This window comes from Ruegeria sp. HKCCA4812, assembly GCF_013034245.1.
Classification (GTDB): Bacteria; Pseudomonadota; Alphaproteobacteria; order Rhodobacterales; family Rhodobacteraceae; genus Ruegeria.
Genome location: NZ_WQFQ01000001.1, coordinates 1,026,195 through 1,046,445, shown reverse-complemented (window position 1 = coordinate 1,046,445; position 20,251 = coordinate 1,026,195). Strand labels below are relative to the sequence as shown.

Here is a 20,251-nt window from a genome sequence, read left to right as displayed (position 1 = left end):
CCTTACTGAAACTTTGGCATGACGTCGTCGATGAAACGGGCCAGCGATGCGCGTTTGCGTTCGAAACTCATACCGCTGTCTATCCAAAACGAATACTCATCATAGCCCAGATCTTCGTATCGTTTCAGACGTTCCGTGACCCCATCCGGGGTTCCGACAGTCAGATCGCGCGCCAGGTTTTCCGGAGCCATCATCGTGTTGGCCGCCATCTCTTCATCCGTCAACGTCTGGATCAAGCCCTGCCGGACTGGCCGCTTGTTTTGAAACCAGGCCCCGAAGTAGTTGTAGAAGAGGGACAATTCCCGCGCGGCCTGACCCAGATCATCATCGTCGCTGCCAACGTAAGTGTGATGCAGCAGCATGATCTTGGGGCGCGGCCCCTCATGGTTTGCGCATGCATCTTCAAAGCGGCCCATTAGCGTTTCAATCTCATGCATGCCCTGCCAGAGCGGTGTGACCTGAATGTTAAAGCCGTTCTGCACACCGAATTCATGACTGTTCGGATCCCGCGCTGCGATCCAAATCGGTGGCCCGCCGGGTTGCACCGGTTTGGGGGCCGAGGTGGTAGCAGGGAATTTAAAATACTCTCCATCATGGTCACAGTCACCCGCCCACAGCCGGGGCAAAAGCGGCGCGATTTCCCGCATGCGCTGGCCAGCGTCCCAGGCATCCATTCCCGGCATCATCCGTTCATATTCATACGAATAGGCGCCGCGGGCGATGCCCAGCTCGATACGGCCGCCTGTCATCAGGTCCGCCGCAGCCGTTTCGCCTGCCAGTTTGATCGGATGCCAGAACGGTGCAACAACTGTACCCGTGCCAAGCCGCACGTTCTTGGTGTGATGTGCGATATCTACCAAAGACATCAAGGGGTTGGGCGCGATCGTAAAGTCCATCCCGTGGTGCTCGCCGGTCCAGACGGCACGCATTCCCGCCTCATCGGCCATTTTACACAGCGCGATGAATTCTTCATACAGTTTCTCATGGGGTTGATCGGGGCTCAGCCGTTCCATGTGTGCAAAAAGGGAAAACTCCATCCATCAGGTCCTTTCAGAAAAGCTGTGCACGTCGCCTTGCTGCGCACTGCCCAGATACAGTGAGAAGTCGCGGGTTCGGCTTTCCAGCGCGAAACGAGAAATCATGGTGGTGATTGGCGTCGTCGAGTAGGCAAGGGTTGCCAGGTCTTCAATCGCGACGGCCTCAAGCTTGCCGTGTTTGGGAAGTTCCGGCGCATTGCCCAATATGTAGACATGATGCGCTGTGGCATCGTCGTAGACCGAGTAGACGACGCCAAGACGTGCGTCGATGCCACGATCATGCAGATCCTGCCGAAGGCTGTCGCGCAACTGTCGACGGTCGGACAATGTGACCTGCGGCGGCCTGAAACCGGCATCCGTTTTCTCAAGCAGCACGCGGCCTTCGTGTTCGATGATTGCGCCACAGACGATCCTGCGCCCCGTCGGTTCAAGCGCGCCCCGTTCCAGCCCAAGGCTGAAGTACCGCCCGTTCGCGTAGCCCAGCGCCGGGCGGTCGTTGTGGGAATAGGTTTCGACCTGTCCGATCAGAACGCAATGGTCTCCTGCCTCGATCACCCGATGGGTCCGGCAGGAAAATGTCGCGACCGCGCCGTTGATCAAAGGGATCTCTCGCGCGTCGAGGTCATGGTCGGTTTTGGCGAACCGGTCACCTTTGAAGCCGGCGAAAGTGTTGGACACATCCTCTTGCCCCTCGGCCAGAACACTCACCGTGAAATGGGTGCAGGTCGAGAATTCGCCGTATGAAGACAAGTTCTTGCCGGGGCAAACGATCAACAGCGGCGGGTCGAGCGAAACCGAAGTGAAGGAATTCGCTGTGAAGCCCAGGGCCATGCCAGAGGCGTTGCGCGTGGTAACTACGGTCACGCCGGTCATGAATTTGCCAAATGCCCGCCGAAGGTCGCGGGGGTCGAGTTCGGTCATGATTGCACCTCGCTTTGAAAGCTGGAGATGGCGGCGTTGATCTGACTTGCATGTGTCATCGGCATCATATGGGCCGCCCCATCGATGATCAGGGCGCGTCCGTTCGGGGTGATTTCGGCCATTCTACGCGACATGTGTGGGGTGGAGTTCGGCTCCTGACTGCCGGTTATGAACAGCGCGGGGCAGCCAAGTTTCTCCAGCGCGTCGCGCCGCGGATTTTGGCTTTGGGCAAAAACCGTATAGGCCAGCTTGTAAGCCGCCGGATCCATGGCCGTCAGCCATTCGCAGCAGGCATCACGTTCAGGCGAACCGATGTCACCAAACCACCGGCGCAGCGTGCTGGTTGGATCAACCGGTGTTTCACCATCCAGTCCCGCAGCACGTTCCTGAACGGCCTGCGCTGCCTTTGCGCTGCGTTCAAAAACGGCATTCATTGCCACGACGCCGCAAATCCGATCTGGCGCCTTGGCGGCAAGGTCCAACGCCATCATCGCGCCCATCGAGTGGCCGACAACAAGGACCGGACCGTTCAGACTGCCCAGCACATTCCTTGAGGCTTCACTGTATTCCGACAGTTCCGTGCCGATAAGGCTGAGCGGGCTTTTGCCGTGGCCGGGCATGTCCGGCGCTGTCAGGCGCGCTTCAGAGGCCAACCCGTCCAGCTGCGCGCCCCAGGCTTCGGCCCGCAGGCCAACCCCGTGAAGCAACAGGATGTCCGGACCTGCGCCTGCCTGGATCGCGGCCAGCCCGCCGATTTCAGACCGCGGCCGGGTTGTCCACGTCATGGCCCAAATCCTTGAGATCCTGATACCGGTCGCCGATACGGTGATGCGGTCTGCCCGAGGTTGCGGCCCCCAATACGACGACAATTTCATCGCCGCGTGGTGCGTCCGGGATCGAGAATTGTACGGTCAGGTAGTGAGAACGCCGCCCGGCATCGTTTTTGTCCATCAATGGTACCATGATCGGCGCATTCGCGGGGCCGCGCGTGTTTGTGAAAGCCAGATAGGATTTCGCGCTGACCGCCTGCCGGTAGTGGTTGCCGAACCGAAGAGTGTGAATAATGCCCGAGGCGTGTTCGACCTCGCCATTCAGCCCGACGACGGCTGCCTTGCCATAGGCTTCGATTGCGTCACCACTGCCGGCCAACGCGATCATGCGGTCCGTCATCATCTTTCCCAGTACGGGGCCATATGCATGGATTTCCGGTTTGAGGTCTTCGACATATCGACCCGCCCAGGGATTGGTAATCACTGCGGCCACGGCAAACATGCGCCATGGGATTTCCGCAGGGCGAAATCCCTCGACAAGAACTTCCTCGTCGTAGGTAACAATCTTGCGTATTTCCGGCTTCATCACACCTCTCCTGTCGCGCTGGGAGAAGGTAGAAACGGGTGTGGTTTTTGACAAATGATTGAATTATGTGCTTTCGCATTAGAAAGATTAATGGCTAACTTGATCAATGGGAAAATCACTTCCACCGCTGACCTGGTTCCGATCCTTCGAGGCAGCAGCCCGGACCCTGAGTTTTACTGCGGCTGCCGAGGAAATCGGCCTGACCCAATCGGCCGTCAGTCAGCAGGTGAAATCCCTTGAGATGCGTCTGGGGACAGCACTTTTTGTAAGGCATCCGCGCAGTTTGGCCCTGACGGATGCCGGGCGAAAACTGTTGCCCGAAATCGGCAGCGCGCTTGAGGCACTTGCCGCCGCCGCCGGAAGGGCCGACGCAAGCGCACCAGGAGATGTCCTGACGGTGGCCACATCTGTCAGCGTCGCGCAATGGGTCATCGCCCCAAACCTCGCGGACTTCACCGCACGCAATCCAGAGATCAGCGTGCGGCTGCTCAGTGCAATCTGGCCTGACGATTTTCACGCGTCGCAGGCTGATGTTCAGGTCAGGTTCGGGTCAGAAAAACAAGTGGGCAGGGGGGCCGAGCGCCTGAGACCTGACAGGCTTGTCGCTGTCAAGGCGCCGACGCTTGCCGGGGATCCGTTTGACCTTCCCCTGATAGAAGCAGTCGGCACGTCCAGTGGATGGAAGACGTGGCTCGACAAGCAGGGCGTGCAGCGGCAGCCTGCTGTTTTCGTCGATACGTTCGGCATGGCGCTTCATTTGGCCGTTCATGGCAGCGGGGTTGCCCTGATCAGCGAGTTTCTGGCGAAACATGCGATGGCAACCGGTCTTGTCGAAAGCGCACATGACAGCACTGTCGAATGCAACGAAGGGTATTATCTTTCCGCCGACGCCAGCAATCCGGCGGCCGCATTGTTTCGTGACTGGTTGATTGAACAGATACGGGTTTGATCCGGCGCGGGCCTGCAATCGTTCGTGCACCTGTCAGGGCTTGACGAATATTTTGCGTGGTCGTTTGCACAGACACTCGGCCGGACCGTTTTCCTTGATCAGGATGGTCTCGGTGATCGCAAGCCCCCAATCATCCATCCATAGCCCGGGCATAAAGTGAAATGTCATGCCAGCTTCGAGGATCGTATTGTCTTCGCCCCGCAACGAGATAGTGCGCTCGCCCCAGTCCGGAGGATAGCTGAGGCCGACAGGATAGCCGCAGCGGGCACCGCGTTCGATCCCTGCACGTTCGAGAGGCGCCGCCAGCGCTTTGGCGATATCCTTCGCGCGATTGCCGGGGCGCGCAGCCTCCAGACCCGCTTCCAACCCCTCGACCAAGGCCGCCTCGGCCCTTTTGAGATAATCAGGCGGTTGACCCAGAAATACCGACCGGCAGAACGGAGCATGATATCGGCGATAGCAGCCAGAGAGCTCGAAGAAGGTGCATTCGCCCGATTTGAACACATCTCCATTCCAGGTCAGGTGCGGCGCGGCGGCATCTGACCCTGACGGCAAAAGTGGGACGATGGCTGCGTAATCCCCCCAGTCATCACCGACGCCCGTGATTGCGTCATGGTAGATCTGTGCGACCAGCTCGTTCTTGCGCAGGCCGGGTTCAACGCGCTCAAGCACGCCGTCAGTCACAAACTCTGAAATCCGGGCCGCCTTGCGCATCAGGGCGATTTCTTCGTCGGATTTCACGACCCGTTGCCAGTTGACCAAGGCCGTTGCATCGATCAGGCTCGCCCCGGGCAGTTCCGTCGTCAGAGTAATATGGGCTTTGGCCGAGTAGTAATAATTGTCCAGTTCCACCCCAATTCGGCTTTGGTCGTGTCCGCAGTCCGCAATAAGTTTGGCCAGATCCTGCATTGGATGCCGTGTGGTCGACTGCACGAAGTGATCCGCGTATCCGAAAACCCGATCGTCCCCCATCCACACCGTGCGCAGCGCACCGTTTGCATCCTGCCGGCGCCCCCACCAGATCGGGTCCGCGTCAAGAAAGATCAAGGCACCCTGGTGAACGTAAAATGACCAACCCTCATAACCGGTGAGCCATCCGATGTTCGAAGGGTCTTCGACAAAAAGGCAGTCAATTCCCTTTGCGGCCATCGCCTTTCGGGTCTTGGCAAGACGGCGATCATATTCCGCCCGGCTGAAGGCTGGATCAGGGTGGGTCATTGGCGCCTCCGGTCAACAAAAGACTTTGGTTGACAGAACCCTACCGATCCGCTCACGTCAACGAACGAAAATTCGGGGGGCTGCATGAAAGCCGATATCAATCCGCACCGAACGGGCCATAGCACCGGGCCATTCAAGCGGTGTCGTTTCAACGGTTCAGCCTGCATGCGGCGCCCCACCTCTGAGGTCGCCGGATGAGAGGGTTCGAGCCAGCAGAATTCGCATTGCGTACCGAACGCGCACAGGTGATGATGAATGCCGCTGGCCTGTCGGCACTGCTGCTGACCACGGAAACCGACGTGCGTTACTTTACCGGATACCTAACCAGATTCTGGGAAAGCCCGACCCGCCCTTGGTTCCTGATCCTGCCTGCGGTTGGCAAACCGGTTGCGGTCATCCCCTCGATCGGCGCCTCGTTGATGGGGCAAACCTGGATCGGCGACATCCGAACGTGGAGCTCACCCGACCTTCAGGATGACGGCGTCTCGCTTTTGACGGATGCCCTGACGGAATTGACACCCCTCACAGGCCGTATTGGAATGCCCGATGGTCACGAGACGCACGCGCGTATGCCCATGTCGGATATTGAACGCCTGCGAAACAGGCTCGGTTCGCGCCACATCACCGGAGATCACGGTGTTTTGCGCCAACTTCGCATAGTCAAATCCGAGGCGGAAATCGCCAAGATCGAAACCGCATGCGCCATAGCCGGTCGGGCCTTCGCCCGAGTTCCCGAGATTGCTCGGGCAGGCGTGCCTTTGGATGAAGTATTTCGCGGTTTCCAGATACTCTGTCTGGAAGAGGGTGCCGACTGGGTGCCGTATCTCGCAGGTGGGGCAGAGCAGGGCGGTTACTCTGACGTAATATCGCCGGCGTCTTCGTCCCCCTTGGAGGATGGCGATGTACTGATGCTTGATACCGGCTTGGTCTGGGATGGCTATTTCAGTGACTTCGACCGCAACTGGTCGGTCGGCCCAGCAAATCCGGACGTGAAATCTGCTTACGCTAGGCTGATTGAGGCGTCTGACGCTGCTTTCGAAATCGCCCGCCCCGGCGCCACCGCAGCAGAGCTGTTTCATGCCATGAACACCGTGCTGACCAAGGCATCCGAAAGCACAGATGCCGGTCGGTTGGGGCACGGGTTGGGAATGTCGCTGACCGAATGGCCGTCGCTCATCCCGACGGACCAGACAGTTCTTGAGCCAGGCATGGTGCTGACCTTGGAGCCGGGCATTGCCGTTGGTGGCAAGATCTTGGTTCACGAAGAAAACATCGTCGTAACAGACGATGTTCCGCGCTTTATCAGCCCGCGTATCGGGCCGGAGATGATCCAGCTATGACCTACGTGCCGTACACGCTTGACAAGGACGACCCGCAAGCCCCGCCGCTTGGATTGATTGTTCTTCAGGTCGACGAGACGATTGAGCCGGAATTCAGCACGATTTTCTCGGACCGGAAAAACCCGTTGTATGTAACACGGATACCCAGCGGCATTGAAGTGACACCGGAAACCCTGGCCGAGATGGAAGAGGCCCTGCCGGCGGCGGCGGGATTGCTGCCCAGCGCGCGTCCTTTCCGGGTGGTGGGTTATGGCTGCACGTCCGCAAGTTCCGTCATTGGATCAGAACGTGTGGAGGAACTTGTCAAACAGTCGTGCAATACAAAAGAGGTTACGAACCCTTTGCGCGCGGCCACGGCCTGCGCCGCGGATCTTGGCGTGTCCAGGTTTGCGCTGCTGTCGCCTTATGTCGAAGAGGTCAACGCACCGCTGCGTGCCGCGTTTTCGGAAAACGGAATAACCATGGATGTTTTCGGGACATTCGGGCAGGCCGAAGAGGCAAAGGTTGCTCGGATTTCGGTGCAGTCCGTGATCGAAGCTGCGACAGAATTGGGATCTGATCCGTCGGTAGAAGCGGTATTCATTAGCTGCACCAACCTTCGGACCATTGAAGCAATCCCTGAGATTCGCAAACGGATTGGTAAGCCTGTTCTTTCAAGCAATCAAAGTCTTGCATGGCATATGGGTCGCCTCAATCTTGCTGATTGAAACAGCAAATATGATATGAATATTCGCAAAAGCGTCATCTAATGTTGCCAAGTGCCTACTGCATGGTCTTAACTGCTGACTACAGATCAATGAAATCCGCAACTCTCGGATAATCATTTGACGCAACAGGGGGTCTTGTGACCGACACAAATACTGATGCCGCGTTTGTTGAATTCCAACGCGTACAAAAATCTTATGATGGCGAGAATCTCGTTGTCAAAGATCTCAACCTTGCAATGCCCAAAGGCGAATTCCTGACCATGCTCGGGCCGTCCGGGTCTGGAAAGACAACCTGCCTTATGATGCTTGCCGGATTCGAAACCGCTACACATGGCGAAATCCTTCTTGACGGGAAGCCCATCAACAATATCCCTCCACACAAGCGTGGGATTGGCATGGTCTTCCAGAACTACGCCCTGTTTCCGCATATGACGGTGGCCGAAAACCTTTCATTCCCCTTGGAAGTCCGCAAATTGGGCAAGTCTGAACGGGATGAAAAGGTTCAGCGGGCCCTGGACATGGTTCAGATGGGTGCGTTTGGTGGGCGACGCCCGGCTCAGTTGTCTGGCGGTCAGCAACAACGAATAGCCTTGGCGCGCGCCTTGGTTTTCGAACCCGAACTGGTGTTGATGGATGAACCCCTGGGCGCACTGGACAAACAGCTGCGCGAGCATATGCAGTTTGAAATCACGCGTCTTGCGCATGAGCTTGGAATTACCACGGTCTATGTGACGCATGACCAGACCGAAGCGTTGACTATGTCGGATCGTGTCGCTGTGTTCGACGACGGCCGTATTCAGCAGCTTGCACCGCCTGATCAGCTTTATGAAGAACCAGAAAACAGCTTTGTTGCCCAATTCATCGGGGAAAACAACACCTTGGAAGGTGTCATCAAATCGATTGATGGCGACACATGCCTTGTCCAACTCGATGATGGCTCTGAAATTGACGCGGTTCCGATCAATGTTCGCAATCCGGGCGAAAGGACAAAGGTGTCAATCCGGCCTGAGCGGGTGGAATTCAACAAGGATCGCTTGCACGCCGATGCTCATACGCTGAAAGCGACTGTCAAAGAGTTCATCTACATGGGTGACGTATTCCGTTTCCGCATGTCCGTTGCAGGAAATGATGAATTCATCGTTAAAACACGGAACGCGCCAGACGCAATCCGTCTGACGCCCGGTCAGGAGATCGAGATCGGCTGGCTGGCTCAGGATTGTCGTGCGCTCGACGCATAGGCCAAGTCGCGCGGAACAAGCGCGACCTCACTGAGGGACCGGCTGGTGAAAACCCGTGCATCAGTCGACCACACACATAAACGGGAAGAACTGGGAGTAATTCATGAAGACAACCAAAACATTGTTGACAGCAGCGGCACTTGGGGCAGTTGCTGGGGGTGCATTCGCAGAGGAAATGACGATCGTTTCCTGGGGCGGCGCTTATTCCAAATCGCAGCTTAAGGCGTATCACGAGCCCTATTCGGAAAAGACAGGTGTCACCATCCTGAATGATGACAGCTCGGCCGAAGCAGTTGCGAAACTGCGCGCGATGAACGAAGCCGGCAACATCACCTGGGATGTGGTTGATGTTGTGGCCGCAGACGCAATTCGTCTGTGTGATGAAGGTCTTGCGCTGGAAATCGACTTTGACACCCAGCTTGCGCCGGCGCCGGATGGCACACCTGCCTCCGAAGATTTCGGCGACCTTTTGGTCAGCGACTGTTTTATCCCGCAGATCGTGTATTCAACCACCTTTGGTTACCGCACCGATCTGGTCGGAGACACTCCGCCCAGCGATGTCTGCGCCGTATTTGACCTGGAAGCCTATCCGGGCAAGCGTTCGCTTGAAAAGCGTGCGATCAACAACATGGAATGGGCCCTGTTGTGCGATGGCGTCGCAAAGGACGATGTCTATGACGTTCTGGCCACTCCGGAAGGACAGGATCAGGCGCTTGCCAAGCTCGACACGATCAAAGACAGCGTAGTCTGGTGGTCCGCTGGTGCGGATACACCGCAACTTCTGGCTGATGGCGAGATCGTCATGGGTTCGACCTATAACGGTCGTCTGTTCAGCGTGATCGAAGAGCAGAAGCAGCCCGTTGCCATGTTGTGGGACGCGCAAATCTTTGACCTGGACGGTTGGATCATCCCTGCTGGTCTGAGCGAAGAGCGTCAGCAGCGCGCGCTGGACTATATCATGTTCGCGACCGATACCCAGCGTCTGGCGGATCAGGCCAAGTACATCTCGTACGGTCCGGCTCGTGCATCGTCGGCTCCGCTGGTGGGTAAGCATGCCGAATTGGGTATCGATATGGCGCCCCATATGCCAACCGATCCGGAAAACGCCAAGAACACGTTCCTGTACAACTACGAGTTCTGGGCGGATTACCGCGACGACATCGAAGCCAAGTTCCAAGCTTGGTTGGCGCAATAAGCGCGCGTTTTCATGAAAAAGTCGAGGGCGGCGCGCCGCCCTCAGACTCAAGCAGAGCCAAGGGGCACAGATGACTGACGCAAGCCAAAATGCAGGGCCGATGCTGGCAGCGGACGGAACGCCGCTCAAGCAATCGCTGGCACGTTCACTGCGGCGGCAGAAATTGCGGGCGTTGATGCTCGTCGCTCCGCTTCTGCTGTTCGTCATGTTTTCCTTCATCGTGCCGATTGCGTCGATGCTGTTTCGTTCGGTGGAAAACAGCATGGTGTCGGAAACCCTTCCACTTACTGTGGAAACTCTGAAGGGGTGGGATGCTCAAAGCGGCGAGCTTCCGGATGAAGCGGTTTACGATGCTTTCGTTCGCGATATGGTCGTTGCGGTCGAAAACAAAGAACACACTCGCCTTGGTTCGCGTCTGAACTATGAAGAAACAGGTATGTCTTCGCTGTTCCGCAAATCCGGGCGTCAGATCAAAAAACTGGATCCTGAAACGGATGGGCCTTTCAAGGAAAAGTTGATCGAGATTCATGACGGATGGGGAGATCCGCAAACCTGGCGCGTGATCAAGACCCACTCACCGGCGATTACCAATGGCTACTTCCTGAATGCCGTCGATATGCGCAGAACCCCGGAAGGCGCGCAGGCCCAACCCGAAGACAAGCGGATCCTGATCAAGCTTTTCGGACGTACTCTGTTCATGTCGCTCGTGATAACGGGCGCTTGTATCCTGCTTGCTTACCCTGTCAGTTATCTGTTGGCGACACTTCCGATGCGGGTGTCGAACCTGTTGATGATACTGGTCCTTTTGCCCTTCTGGACGTCTCTTCTGGTGCGAACGTCCGCGTGGAAGGTCATGTTGCAACAACAGGGGGTAATTAATGATACCCTCGTTTGGCTGGGTCTGGTCGCTGATGATGCCCGGCTGATCATAATCAACAACCAGATCGGCACCATCATCGCGATGACGCATATCCTTTTGCCGTTCATGATCCTGCCAATGTATTCGGTGATGCAGACCATTCCGCCGTCTTATACGCGTGCGGCCAAATCCATGGGCGCGACGAACTGGACGACATTCTGGCGTATCTACTTCCCGCAATCCGTGCCCGGAATCGGTGCCGGTTCGATCCTCGTGTTCATTCTGGCGATTGGGTACTACATCACGCCCGAGATCGTGGGCGGCACCAAGGGTGTCTTCATCTCGAACCGGATTGCCTATCACATCTCGTCCTCACTGAACTGGGGGCTGGCTGCGGCCTTGGGTACGATCCTTCTGGCGGTCGTGCTGTTGCTCTACTGGGTCTACGACAAGATCGTGGGCATCGATAACGTGAAGTTGGGATAATCAAGATGGCAGCACTGACACCGATATCCCGCAAACCCATGTCCATGGTTTTGCCCAGTGTGGCACTTGCCGGGGCCTTTGCCGGAATTTTCGTCGGGGCCGGAAATGGTTCGGTCCTTCTGGGCATACTGGGCGGAGCCGTCCTGATCGCGGGGCTGGCCTGGGTCTACATAAATATCGTGAAGAACGAAAACCTCGCACGCTTGATCAATATCATCGGATTCGGTGTCGTGGGTTTTTTAGTGGCCGGGTTGATGGGCGGTGTATTGGGGCTGCTCGGCGGCTGGTTTTTCGCCTGGTTTATCTATTGGTTGTACGAGGGGCGGTATAGGCGCAAGCTGCTGCCGTATCTCACGGCACAACAGGTTTTCTATCACTACCTGTTTCGCGTGATCTGTGGTGCGATCTTCGTCTTTCTGATCACGCCGATTCTGGTGGTGTTGCCGTTGTCTTTCAACGCGCAGGACTTCTTTACCTTCACGCCCGAGATGCTGCGGCTTGATCCGGAAGGCTATTCGCTGAAGCATTACCGAGATTTCTTCACCAACAACGAATGGCAACGCAGCTTCAAGAATTCGCTGATCATCGCGCCGATTGCGACGGTTATCTCGGTAACGTTAGGAACGCTGGCCGCGATCGGGCTCAGCCAGTCTCACGTTCCAGGACGCCGTGCGATCATGGGAATTCTGATTTCGCCGATGATTGTTCCGCTGATCATCTCGGCGACGGGTATGTTCTTTTTCTACAGTGATATCGGGCGTTTCCTCGAAGGTACACTTGGCATGAACAAGAACTTCGTAGGCTATCTGAAAGTTATCCTGGCCCACGCCGTGCTGGGTATTCCCTTTGTGATCATTACCGTGACGGCGACCCTGGTGGGCTTTGATCGATCTTTGACACGGGCGGCGGCCAATATGGGCGCAGGTCCCGTGCGGACCTTCTTCAAGATACAGATGCCGTTGATTTTGCCGGGCGTAATCTCGGGCGGCCTGTTTGCCTTCATCACATCATTCGACGAAGTGGTCGTGGTCTTGTTTGTGGGTTCCTCCTCGCAAAAGACGTTGCCGTGGCAGATGTTCACCGGCCTGCGGGAACAGATCAGTCCAACCATTCTGGCGGTTGCGACAATCCTCGTGGTTCTGTCCATTGCCTTGCTGACGACGGTCGAACTGTTGCGGCGCAGGTCAGAACGTCTGCGGGGTCTTTCGCCCGCTTGACGCAGCAAACCGTCTGATCTAACGATTCACCTGTTCATCTCTGCTGCGATGGCGTCGCGGCGACTACGGAGGTGATCGGCTCTCGGACCCCGAGACCGCCTGTCCTGAACGCCGGGACATGTGGCCGGGAAAATGCATGTCCGGCATAGATGAGAGACCAAAGATGACTGACATTTCTAACCGCCCTCAGTTCTTCACCTGCCATAATGGCGACAAGGCCCCGTTGCCGTTCAGCAAATCCGAATATGACCGCCGTCTTGGCAAGCTGCGCGCGATCATGGCCCAGCGGGATATACCGGTAGTGCTGCTGACATCGATGCAGAACATCGCCTATTATTCAGGCTTTCTGTACTGTGCGTTCGGGCGCCCCTATGGCTGCGTTGTGACCCAGGACAAATGCACCACCGTTTCTGCCAATATTGATGCCGGGCAACCCTGGCGCCGGTCGGTTGAAGACAATGTGATCTATACGGACTGGAAACGCGACAACTACTGGCGGGCAGTTGCAAGTCTGATCGGGAATGCAAAGCGGATCGGCATCGAAGGCGACCACATGACGCTTGCAGCGCGCGACACGGCGCTGAACACGCTGGACAAGCCAGAGTTGGTTGACATCGCGGCCGACACCATGGCCGCGCGGATGATCAAATCCGCTGAAGAGATCGAATTGATCAAGGGTGGAGCGCGCACGGCCGATGTGGGTGGTGCTGCGATCCATGCCGCAATCCGCGAAGGCGCAACCGAAATCGAAATCGCGATGGCTGGTCGAGACGTGATGGAAGTGGAAATCGCGCGGGCCTATCCGGATGCCGAATACCGCGACACATGGGTTTGGTTTCAGTCGGGTTTGAACACCGACGGCGCGCATAACCCGGTCACCAAACGCGCGTTGCAAAAAGGCGATATCCTGTCGCTGAACACCTTTCCGATGATCTCGGGCTATTACACCGCCCTGGAGCGGACCCTGTTTCTGGGCGAGCCGGATGCCGACAGCCTGCGCCTGTGGAAGGCCAATGTGGCCGCGCATGAACTTGGATTGAGCCTGATCAAACCCGGTGCCACATGTTCCGGTATCACCGCCGAGATCAACCGGTTCTTTGCCGACGAAGGCCTGCTTCAGTATCGTTCCTTCGGCTATGGGCACTCGTTTGGTGTTCTGAGCCACTACTATGGTCGCGAAGCCGGTCTGGAACTCCGCGAAGACATCGACACAGTGCTGGAACCCGGCATGGTGGTCTCGATCGAGCCGATGCTGTGGATCCCCGAAGGCCAGCCCGGTGCAGGCGGTTACAGGGAACACGATATTTTGGTGGTGGGCGAAGACGGAACCGAAAACATCACAGGCTTCCCCTACGGGCCGGGACACAACATTATCGACGCCTGAGGTTTGGGGTGGAGCTTCCGCTCCACCCGCTTTTCACGCGCGTCGGGCACGTTCGTGAAAAATGAAACCCAGAAAATTCAACAGCAGCTGCGCCGCCAGAATCTGAGTGCTTTCAGTGGGGTCGTAAGCGGGGGCCACCTCGACCAGATCGATGCCCACCACGTCACCCCTTTTCGCCAGCCCCTGAAGGATTTCCAGAATGTCGTAATACAAAAAACCTCCATGGCTCGGAGTTCCGGTTCCGGGCGCGATCGAGGGGCAGAACGCATCGATATCGATCGTTACATAGTACCGTTTGCCTTCGGGAATGCGGTCAAGAACAGCCTCTGTTCCCAATCTGCGAACCTGCCGCACGGACAGGATGTCCGATCCGCGCGCACGCGCGTCGTCATACCCTTCCTTGGCGGTGGACGATACGTTTCGAATGCCCAGCTGGGTCATCCCTGAAACATAGTCTTTCTCGATCGCGCGGCGCATGGGATTTCCGTGCCCGTTGGTGACGCCGTGACGTTCATCTACAAAGTCCAAATGCGCATCGATTTGAACAACATGGATCGGGCCGTTTTCGGCGCAGTCGCTTTCAAATGCGGAAATGCAGGGGATGTTGACCGAATGATCACCGCCAATCACCAGCGGAAGTGCCCCGGCCTCGAGAATTTTTTGCACGCCAAAGGCTATGTTCTTGTGGCTGGTCTGGGTCTTGGTGTGGACAATATCCGCATCGCCCAGGTCGACGATCCGAACCGAGCTGTCCAGATAGGTCGCGTCATCCTCATGATCATAGGCGCCGGCATGGCCAAAACTGAAAAGTGTCGATGCCTCTCGCACGGCCCGAGGACCAAAACGCGCGCCGGGGCGCCACTGAGTTCCAAAGTCGAACGGCGCGCCGAGCACGCAAACGTCGGCCTCGATTCCGTCCCAGTTCTCGACATATGGAGATTTTGCGAAGGTCGATATTCCGACAAAAGGAAGATTCAGTCGCCCGGACGCATATCCATGTTCCTGCACTTTTGGTCCTTTCGATGGTTAAGCCATTTTTTGCATGTGAACATGACGACACGCCGTATTAAAACCAAATTCTCTTTGAACGGCTACTTCTGGGGGGACCAGAGGAAAATTTCCTCCAGAAGGGCGGGCTGCTTGCGTTCAAAGCTGATCCGGCCCAGCCCATCAGAGCGCTTTAAGATCAGTCAATAGATAATCCTGCTTGGTGTAACTTTCCTTCGTTTCCCATTCTCAAAGAACGTATGAAGGGTCCTCTTCGGCCTCAGCGATGCTCTGGCAGGTTTTCCTGTGCGGAAAGACGGTTTTGGATCCTTCCGGGCCAGAAAATCATAAGCGTTAACAAAAATATCGATTTGATATAAAGTTGTGGGGTTATTGATTGGTAACGCGCGGGTATTCGTGTGGCACAGACACTTTATGAAAAATATGGCGGTTTTAAAACGATCAGCCGGGTCGTGATGACCTTCTATGAAATGGCTTTGGATTCGGATGAGATCGGCCATCATTTCGAAGACATTGATATGCCGCGCCTGATCGACCATCAAACCAAGTTCGTCTCGTCTTTGATTGGCGGACCCGCATCCTTCAGTGATGACAGGATCGAAGCAGTTCATCGGCATCTAAACATTTCGCACAACGAGTTCGACGTCATGGCCGAGCTGTTTGGCGACGCGCTGAGTCAGCATGGCATGTCCGATGGAGACATCAAAACTGCGCTGACCGCAATCGAAGGCAAACGTTCGATCATAGTCACCCGGAACGCGGCATGAGCATTCTGGCGATAAACGAGCAATTGCTGCGTGCGATCGGAGTCGGCGTCGCCGTGGTGCGCGCATCCGACCTGCAATTCGTTTTTCACAACGGGCCTTTCACGGAATGGTTCGGCACTCCTGAAAAGGGGAGTACCCTAAGCGAAGTTCTGTCGGATCTCGACCCCAAAGAACTGGAGGATGTAAAGCAGTCCGGCCTTCGGTACTCGGTCGAATTGCAGATAAAGCCGAAACGCAGGACCTTGATCTTTGCTGTCACGGTCTCATTGGCCAATGGCTTGTCCGAGCAGGTGCTGATTGTGGAATGTCAGAACATCACCCGCATTCGAGAATTGGAAAGCATGATCGACAGCTATTCCACCATGGTCGAGCGCAACACCCGAGAACTTGAGCGCGAAAAGGAAAGAGTGGAACGGCTGTTGCTGAACCTGATGCCCCGAGCCGTGTATGAAGAGTTCAAGACGTTCGGCGTTGTCACACCGCAGCTGTATCAGCAGGTTTCAGTGGTGATGCTGGATTTTGTCGGGTTCACGGATTTTGCGGCCAAGACCGACCCGACGGTCACCTTGAGTGAACTGAACGACATCTTCACGGCCTTTGACCGGATCGTGGAACAATTCGGGTGTGAGCGGATCAAAACGATCGGAGATGCTTACCTGGCCGTGTCAGGTATGCCAGATCCAACACCGGATCATGCGACCGCCGTGGCGCATTGTGCGGTAAGGTTCCTGCGCTATCTCGAACGCCGCAACGAAAGCCATCCGCATAAGTGGCAGGCCCGGATCGGATTGGGGATGGGTGCGGCGGTCGGATCGGTCGTGGGCATTCAGAAATATGTCTATGACGTGTTTGGCCCTGCCGTAAACATCGCATCCCGGTTGCAGGTCTTTGCCAACCCCATGAACATCGTGGCCCCGGAAGAGATGAAATATGCCCTGATTGACGAGTTTCAGGTCTCGGAGCTTGGGTGCGTTGATATCAAGGGCATGGGTGAGATGGATCTGATCAATGTGACATCGGGCTTGAGTATGCCTCAGGGCAGCCGTTCGTTCTGACCGCGTCACTCGTCCTGGGGGATCAGGCCCAAACCGCGCAGGTAGATGCCGATACCGCTTTCCAGCAAATCTTCGGGAGGAAAAGGCGAAGTTGCGCCGGTATTTCGGGCATACAGCTCGACGACTCCGTGGCTCATCGCCCAGATATGGGCGCTGAACATCGACGCGGGCGGGCGCTTGTCAGGCGGAATATGTTGGGACAAGTCCGCTGCCGCTTTTTCAAGAACGGCCTTCGCCCGGTTGGCTGCCAAGGACAGTTCGGGTGTCCGGTTCAGGGAAATCCCGCTTTCGAACATGGCGATGTAATGCCCGGGATTTTTGCGCGCAAAGGCCAGATATGCACGCCCCGTTGCTTCAAAAGCGGCAAGGGCTGAAGGCTGTCCCTCGTCATAGGCGTATTGCATCAGGTCTGCGAACATCTCAAACCCCTGCCGTGCGGCTTCGGCAATCAGGTCCTCGCGCCCTTGAAAATGACGATAGACGGCGGCAGGCGTGACACCGGCGGTTTTGGCCGCCTCGGACAGCGTGAAACCGGTCGGGCCCTTGTCTTCGATCAGGGACAAGGCAGCCTCGATCAGGGCTTGCTTCAGGTTTCCGTGGTGATAACCGCGTTTCGTCATCCCGGCCTCAGTTGCATTGATTGCGTGTTGGAAGACAAGGACATAGACCACCGACGCATTGTCGTCCAATACATGATCGTGAAGCCATCGACGGGGCAGGGCAGAGAGACAATTTATGCCTCCCACATATCCGGGCCACCGCAGATACGGGTATCAATCTCGCCGATACTGTTCTTGTCGTTCTCATCATAGTCCAAGGCATGCAGAACCGTTCGGATGGCCGCAAGCCGCGCGCGTTTCTTGTCGTCAGAACGCACAATCGTCCACGGGCAGGCATCAGAATGCGACCGGGTCAGGGTTTCCGAGATCGACTGCGTGTATTCATCCCATTTGTTCAGCCCTGCGACGTCGATCGCGCTGAGCTTCCAATGCTTCAAAGGGTCGTTTTCGCGCGCCAGAAAACGGTTCAGTTGTTCTGCGCGCCCGACATTGAGCCAGAACTTGAACAAATGGATGCCGTCATTCACCAGGCCCGTTTCAAGCGGCAGGACCTGACGGAAGAACCTCTCACGCTGTTCCTGAGTGCAGAAGCCAAAGACATTCTCGACGACACCTCGATTGTACCAGCTGCGATCAAAGAACACGATCTCTCCAGCGGCGGGCAGATGCGGGATGTAGCGCTGAAAATACCATTGGCTGCGTTCGGCGTCTGATGGTTTGGCCAGCGCAACGTTGCGCGCGCCGCGCGGGTTCAGGTTTTCGCGAAACCGTTTGATGGTGCCACCTTTGCCGGCGGCATCGCGACCTTCGAATATGATGGCAACCCGCTGGTCGGTTTCCTTGACCCAGGATTGCATTTTGACCAATTCAATCTGAAGCAGGTCCATCTGCTCATCATAATCTTTGGTCTTCATTTTTTCGGAATACGGGTAGGTCGGGTTCAGAATATCGCCCTTTTTCGCGTTTTGAATCTCTTCCCGTACAGATTTGGGCGCGTCTTTCTGAAAATACTTCTCGATAGAGCCTTTTCCTGACCGGGCCATATGTCACCTCGCGATAAAATCCATATCTGACTATGGATTAGAGCGAGGGTTAACGCAAACCCGCGCGCTGCGCCGCGCGATCTATCGCGGCGGCAACCTCGGGCGCTGCGACCACCTGTGGCATATGGCCGACACCCGGTAGCTCGATCAACTCGGCCCTGGGGATCTGTTCGATCAGGCGTTCAGAATGCCATTCAAGACCAACGGTGTCGTCGGCCGTTCCGTGGATGATTTCCGTCGGAACGGAGATCTCGCCATATCTGGGTTGCAGACGGGTAATTTCGTCCAGCAGGTTGGCGCGCTGCTTGGCGTTTGCATGCATCGAGCCACGCCGGATCGTCAGCCCGGGCCCGAAATGTTCCGCATAGCCTTCGGGCGCCGTTTGCGGTGCAAAAACTTTGTCCAACGCCTGTGTGACGTACCATTCGGGCACGAAAGAGCTGATCAAGGGCAAGGCCAGCACATTGCCCGCCGTGGTTGACGCAAGCCGGTTGAACCCATCCAAAGGCGTTTCCCATGGAATGGCGGCCGGGGCGATCAGAACCAGAGCCGAGATATTCTCGGGCCGGATCACGGCCCAGGCCAGCGAGACCGATCCGCCATAGCTCTGCCCGGCCACGATGGGTTTTTCCGCACCAAGCTGAGCCGCCGCCCGTTGCAGGATATCCGCCTGTTCAATGATGGTTTCGCCATCCGGATTGAAGCTTTCGGAATAGCCCAGGCCCGGTCGGTCAAAAACGATCACGCGGTATGACTTGGCCAGAATGGGGGCCAGCGCGAAGGTCATGTCGCGCGTGTTCCCGCTGGAACCGTGGATCAGAACGACATCAGGGCCGTCCCCCATGACCACGGCGTGCACGGCGATGCCGCCCACATCCAGAATCCGACCCTCGGGGGGGAAAGCCGCCTCGGCCAGCGCTTCGTTCCGGGCGCTGCGCCAGGTTGTCAGTATGACAAGGCCCAGAACGGCCAAGCCAAGGGATATCAGGACTTTAGTGGCCAATTTTCGTTATGTCGAATGGCGTGGTCTGATAGATTTCGTTGATCCAGTTGCCGTACAGCAGATGTGCATGACTGCGCCACCGGTTCTGCGGTGTTTTGGTTGGATCATCATCTGGGTAATAGTTTATCGGCACGTTGATAGGCGTGCCGTTGCTGACGTCCCGATCATATTCCTGTTTCAGCGTGTCACTGTCGTATTCGAAGTGATTAAAGATATACAGCGCGCGATGGCCGGGATCTTCGACCAGACAGGGGCCGACATCGTCGCTGCCCAACAGGGTCCTCAGCCCCGGTGCGCGATCGATTTCATCCTGTTTCATTTCCGTCCATCGGCTGACCGGAACGACGCAGTCATCCGAGAAACCGCGCAGAAACGGAGACGCCGGGTCCAGGTTGCGATGCCGGAAACACCCAAAGGCTTTTGCGTCCAGCATGTGCTTTTTGACAGCGTGAAAATGGTTGATCATCGCCATCCCGCCCCAGCACACACCAAAGGTGGAATGTACGTTGGTTTGCGTCCAGTCGAAAATCTCGCTGATCTCGTCCCAGTAGGTGACATCCCGAAATTCCAGATGTTCGATCGGGGCACCGGTGATGATCAGGCCGTCGAATTTCTGATCCTTGATCTCCTGAAACGGGCGATAGAACTCGGACATATGCTCGGCGGCGGTGTTCTTGGTCCGGTGTTCGGTCATGCGGATCAAAGACAGATCGATCTGCAACGGGGTTGCCCCGATCAGGCGCGCGAACTGGTTTTCGGTCTGGATTTTCTTGGGCATCAGGTTCAGCAATCCGATGCGCAGTGGGCGGATGTCCTGACGCATTGCCTGATCTTCGTCCATGACCATGACGCCCTCTTTGGTCAGGACGTCAAAAGCAGGCAGTTCCGATGGGATTTTGATGGGCATG

General features: G+C 56.6%; 20 protein-coding genes. 10 read left to right on the top strand and 10 right to left on the bottom strand.

Annotated elements, in window-relative coordinates; genetic code table 11:
• Positions 1–2 precede the first annotated feature (2 nt).
• From GOW04_RS05270 to GOW04_RS05255, 4 genes are read right to left on the bottom strand one after another with little or no spacing between them, the layout of a single operon-like run.
• Positions 3–1,037 carry an LLM class flavin-dependent oxidoreductase gene (locus GOW04_RS05270; protein ID WP_171231750.1) on the bottom strand — a complete coding sequence of 345 codons (1,035 nt, stop codon included), beginning with the start codon at positions 1,035–1,037 and terminating at the stop codon, positions 3–5.
• Between the two features lie 3 nt (positions 1,038–1,040).
• Complete coding sequence (locus GOW04_RS05265) at positions 1,041–1,958, bottom strand: flavin reductase family protein (protein ID WP_171231749.1); 918 nt, start codon at positions 1,956–1,958, stop codon at positions 1,041–1,043.
• On the bottom strand, positions 1,955–2,743 hold the full coding sequence (locus tag GOW04_RS05260) for an alpha/beta fold hydrolase (RefSeq protein WP_171231748.1): 789 nt from the start codon (positions 2,741–2,743) through the stop codon (positions 1,955–1,957). The genes GOW04_RS05265 and GOW04_RS05260 overlap by 4 nt, the downstream gene beginning before the upstream one ends.
• A complete protein-coding gene (locus GOW04_RS05255) occupies positions 2,715–3,314 on the bottom strand; it encodes an amino acid synthesis family protein (RefSeq protein ID WP_171231747.1) in 600 nt (199 codons plus the stop codon). The genes GOW04_RS05260 and GOW04_RS05255 overlap by 29 nt, the downstream gene beginning before the upstream one ends.
• 106 nt (positions 3,315–3,420) lie before the next feature.
• Here GOW04_RS05255 and GOW04_RS05250 point away from each other — a divergent pair, with 106 nt between their 5' ends.
• Complete coding sequence (locus GOW04_RS05250; RefSeq protein ID WP_171231746.1) at positions 3,421–4,263, top strand: LysR family transcriptional regulator; 843 nt, start codon at positions 3,421–3,423, stop codon at positions 4,261–4,263.
• A gap of 33 nt (positions 4,264–4,296) precedes the next feature.
• Here the strand turns inward: GOW04_RS05250 and GOW04_RS05245 are convergent, their stop codons facing one another.
• Positions 4,297–5,481 carry a M24 family metallopeptidase gene (locus GOW04_RS05245; RefSeq protein ID WP_171231745.1) on the bottom strand — a complete coding sequence of 395 codons (1,185 nt, stop codon included), beginning with the start codon at positions 5,479–5,481 and terminating at the stop codon, positions 4,297–4,299.
• 194 nt (positions 5,482–5,675) lie between these two features.
• Between GOW04_RS05245 and GOW04_RS05240 the strand changes: the two genes are divergently transcribed.
• The 7 genes from GOW04_RS05240 (at position 5,676) to GOW04_RS05210 (ending at position 13,907) form a co-directional block, all read left to right on the top strand.
• Positions 5,676–6,821: a Xaa-Pro peptidase family protein gene (locus GOW04_RS05240; protein WP_171231744.1), complete on the top strand. Its 1,146-nt coding sequence runs from the start codon at positions 5,676–5,678 to the stop codon at positions 6,819–6,821.
• Positions 6,818–7,528, top strand: coding sequence for an aspartate/glutamate racemase family protein (locus tag GOW04_RS05235; RefSeq protein WP_171168409.1), 711 nt, complete (start codon positions 6,818–6,820; stop codon positions 7,526–7,528). The genes GOW04_RS05240 and GOW04_RS05235 overlap by 4 nt, the downstream gene beginning before the upstream one ends.
• A 137-nt stretch (positions 7,529–7,665) precedes the next feature.
• Positions 7,666–8,766, top strand: a complete 1,101-nt coding sequence (locus GOW04_RS05230; protein WP_152457796.1) for an ABC transporter ATP-binding protein — start codon at positions 7,666–7,668, stop codon at positions 8,764–8,766.
• 103 nt (positions 8,767–8,869) lie between these two features.
• Positions 8,870–9,961: an extracellular solute-binding protein gene (locus GOW04_RS05225; protein ID WP_171204651.1), complete on the top strand. Its 1,092-nt coding sequence runs from the start codon at positions 8,870–8,872 to the stop codon at positions 9,959–9,961.
• A gap of 70 nt (positions 9,962–10,031) precedes the next feature.
• Positions 10,032–11,306 carry an ABC transporter permease gene (locus GOW04_RS05220; protein WP_171231743.1) on the top strand — a complete coding sequence of 425 codons (1,275 nt, stop codon included), beginning with the start codon at positions 10,032–10,034 and terminating at the stop codon, positions 11,304–11,306.
• Positions 11,307–11,311: 5 nt separating this feature from the next.
• Positions 11,312–12,523: an ABC transporter permease gene (locus GOW04_RS05215; RefSeq protein ID WP_171231742.1), complete on the top strand. Its 1,212-nt coding sequence runs from the start codon at positions 11,312–11,314 to the stop codon at positions 12,521–12,523.
• Positions 12,524–12,686: 163 nt separating this feature from the next.
• Entirely contained in the window at positions 12,687–13,907 is a 1,221-nt protein-coding gene (locus tag GOW04_RS05210; RefSeq protein ID WP_171231741.1) for an aminopeptidase P family protein, read from the top strand.
• 33 nt (positions 13,908–13,940) lie between these two features.
• Here GOW04_RS05210 and speB read toward each other — a convergent pair whose 3' ends face one another.
• The gene (speB, locus tag GOW04_RS05205) at positions 13,941–14,915 is read right to left on the bottom strand and encodes an agmatinase (protein WP_171231740.1); all 975 of its coding nucleotides are present in this window, start codon (positions 14,913–14,915) and stop codon (positions 13,941–13,943) included.
• A 398-nt stretch (positions 14,916–15,313) separates the two neighbouring features.
• Here speB and GOW04_RS05200 point away from each other — a divergent pair, with 398 nt between their 5' ends.
• Positions 15,314–15,682, top strand: a complete 369-nt coding sequence (locus GOW04_RS05200) for a group 1 truncated hemoglobin (protein ID WP_152457802.1) — start codon at positions 15,314–15,316, stop codon at positions 15,680–15,682.
• A complete protein-coding gene (locus tag GOW04_RS05195; RefSeq protein WP_171231739.1) occupies positions 15,679–16,737 on the top strand; it encodes an adenylate/guanylate cyclase domain-containing protein in 1,059 nt (352 codons plus the stop codon). Before GOW04_RS05200 ends, GOW04_RS05195 begins: the two co-directional genes overlap by 4 nt.
• A 5-nt stretch (positions 16,738–16,742) precedes the next feature.
• On the opposite strand, the gene GOW04_RS05190 is transcribed toward GOW04_RS05195, so the two are convergent.
• The 4 genes from GOW04_RS05190 to metA all read right to left on the bottom strand — a co-directional run bounded on the left by GOW04_RS05190 (position 16,743) and on the right by metA (position 20,250).
• Complete coding sequence (locus tag GOW04_RS05190; protein WP_152457804.1) at positions 16,743–17,357, bottom strand: TetR/AcrR family transcriptional regulator; 615 nt, start codon at positions 17,355–17,357, stop codon at positions 16,743–16,745.
• 113 nt (positions 17,358–17,470) lie between these two features.
• Positions 17,471–18,340 carry a polyphosphate kinase 2 gene (gene ppk2, locus GOW04_RS05185; protein WP_171231738.1) on the bottom strand — a complete coding sequence of 290 codons (870 nt, stop codon included), beginning with the start codon at positions 18,338–18,340 and terminating at the stop codon, positions 17,471–17,473.
• Between the two features lie 49 nt (positions 18,341–18,389).
• A complete protein-coding gene (locus tag GOW04_RS05180) occupies positions 18,390–19,343 on the bottom strand; it encodes an alpha/beta fold hydrolase (RefSeq protein ID WP_171231737.1) in 954 nt (317 codons plus the stop codon).
• Positions 19,333–20,250: a homoserine O-succinyltransferase gene (gene metA / locus GOW04_RS05175; RefSeq protein ID WP_171231736.1), complete on the bottom strand. Its 918-nt coding sequence runs from the start codon at positions 20,248–20,250 to the stop codon at positions 19,333–19,335. Before metA ends, GOW04_RS05180 begins: the two co-directional genes overlap by 11 nt.
• Position 20,251: the final 1 nt, after the last annotated feature.

What these genes read in the sequence shown, in the direction of transcription:
- GOW04_RS05270 (WP_171231750.1), bottom strand. Translation starts at nt 1,037, where the DNA reads ATGGAGTTTTCCCTTTTTGCACACATGGAACGGCTGAGCCCCGATCAA.
- GOW04_RS05265 (WP_171231749.1), bottom strand. Translation starts at nt 1,958, where the DNA reads ATGACCGAACTCGACCCCCGCGACCTTCGGCGGGCATTTGGCAAATTC.
- GOW04_RS05260 (WP_171231748.1), bottom strand. Translation starts at nt 2,743, where the DNA reads ATGACGTGGACAACCCGGCCGCGGTCTGAAATCGGCGGGCTGGCCGCG.
- GOW04_RS05255 (WP_171231747.1), bottom strand. Translation starts at nt 3,314, where the DNA reads ATGAAGCCGGAAATACGCAAGATTGTTACCTACGACGAGGAAGTTCTT.
- GOW04_RS05250 (WP_171231746.1), top strand. Translation starts at nt 3,421, where the DNA reads ATGGGAAAATCACTTCCACCGCTGACCTGGTTCCGATCCTTCGAGGCA.
- GOW04_RS05245 (WP_171231745.1), bottom strand. Translation starts at nt 5,481, where the DNA reads ATGACCCACCCTGATCCAGCCTTCAGCCGGGCGGAATATGATCGCCGT.
- GOW04_RS05240 (WP_171231744.1), top strand. Translation starts at nt 5,676, where the DNA reads ATGAGAGGGTTCGAGCCAGCAGAATTCGCATTGCGTACCGAACGCGCA.
- GOW04_RS05235 (WP_171168409.1), top strand. Translation starts at nt 6,818, where the DNA reads ATGACCTACGTGCCGTACACGCTTGACAAGGACGACCCGCAAGCCCCG.
- GOW04_RS05225 (WP_171204651.1), top strand. Translation starts at nt 8,870, where the DNA reads ATGAAGACAACCAAAACATTGTTGACAGCAGCGGCACTTGGGGCAGTT.
- GOW04_RS05220 (WP_171231743.1), top strand. Translation starts at nt 10,032, where the DNA reads ATGACTGACGCAAGCCAAAATGCAGGGCCGATGCTGGCAGCGGACGGA.
- GOW04_RS05215 (WP_171231742.1), top strand. Translation starts at nt 11,312, where the DNA reads ATGGCAGCACTGACACCGATATCCCGCAAACCCATGTCCATGGTTTTG.
- GOW04_RS05210 (WP_171231741.1), top strand. Translation starts at nt 12,687, where the DNA reads ATGACTGACATTTCTAACCGCCCTCAGTTCTTCACCTGCCATAATGGC.
- GOW04_RS05195 (WP_171231739.1), top strand. Translation starts at nt 15,679, where the DNA reads ATGAGCATTCTGGCGATAAACGAGCAATTGCTGCGTGCGATCGGAGTC.
- GOW04_RS05190 (WP_152457804.1), bottom strand. Translation starts at nt 17,357, where the DNA reads ATGACGAAACGCGGTTATCACCACGGAAACCTGAAGCAAGCCCTGATC.
- ppk2 (WP_171231738.1), bottom strand. Translation starts at nt 18,340, where the DNA reads ATGGCCCGGTCAGGAAAAGGCTCTATCGAGAAGTATTTTCAGAAAGAC.
- metA (WP_171231736.1), bottom strand. Translation starts at nt 20,250, where the DNA reads ATGCCCATCAAAATCCCATCGGAACTGCCTGCTTTTGACGTCCTGACC.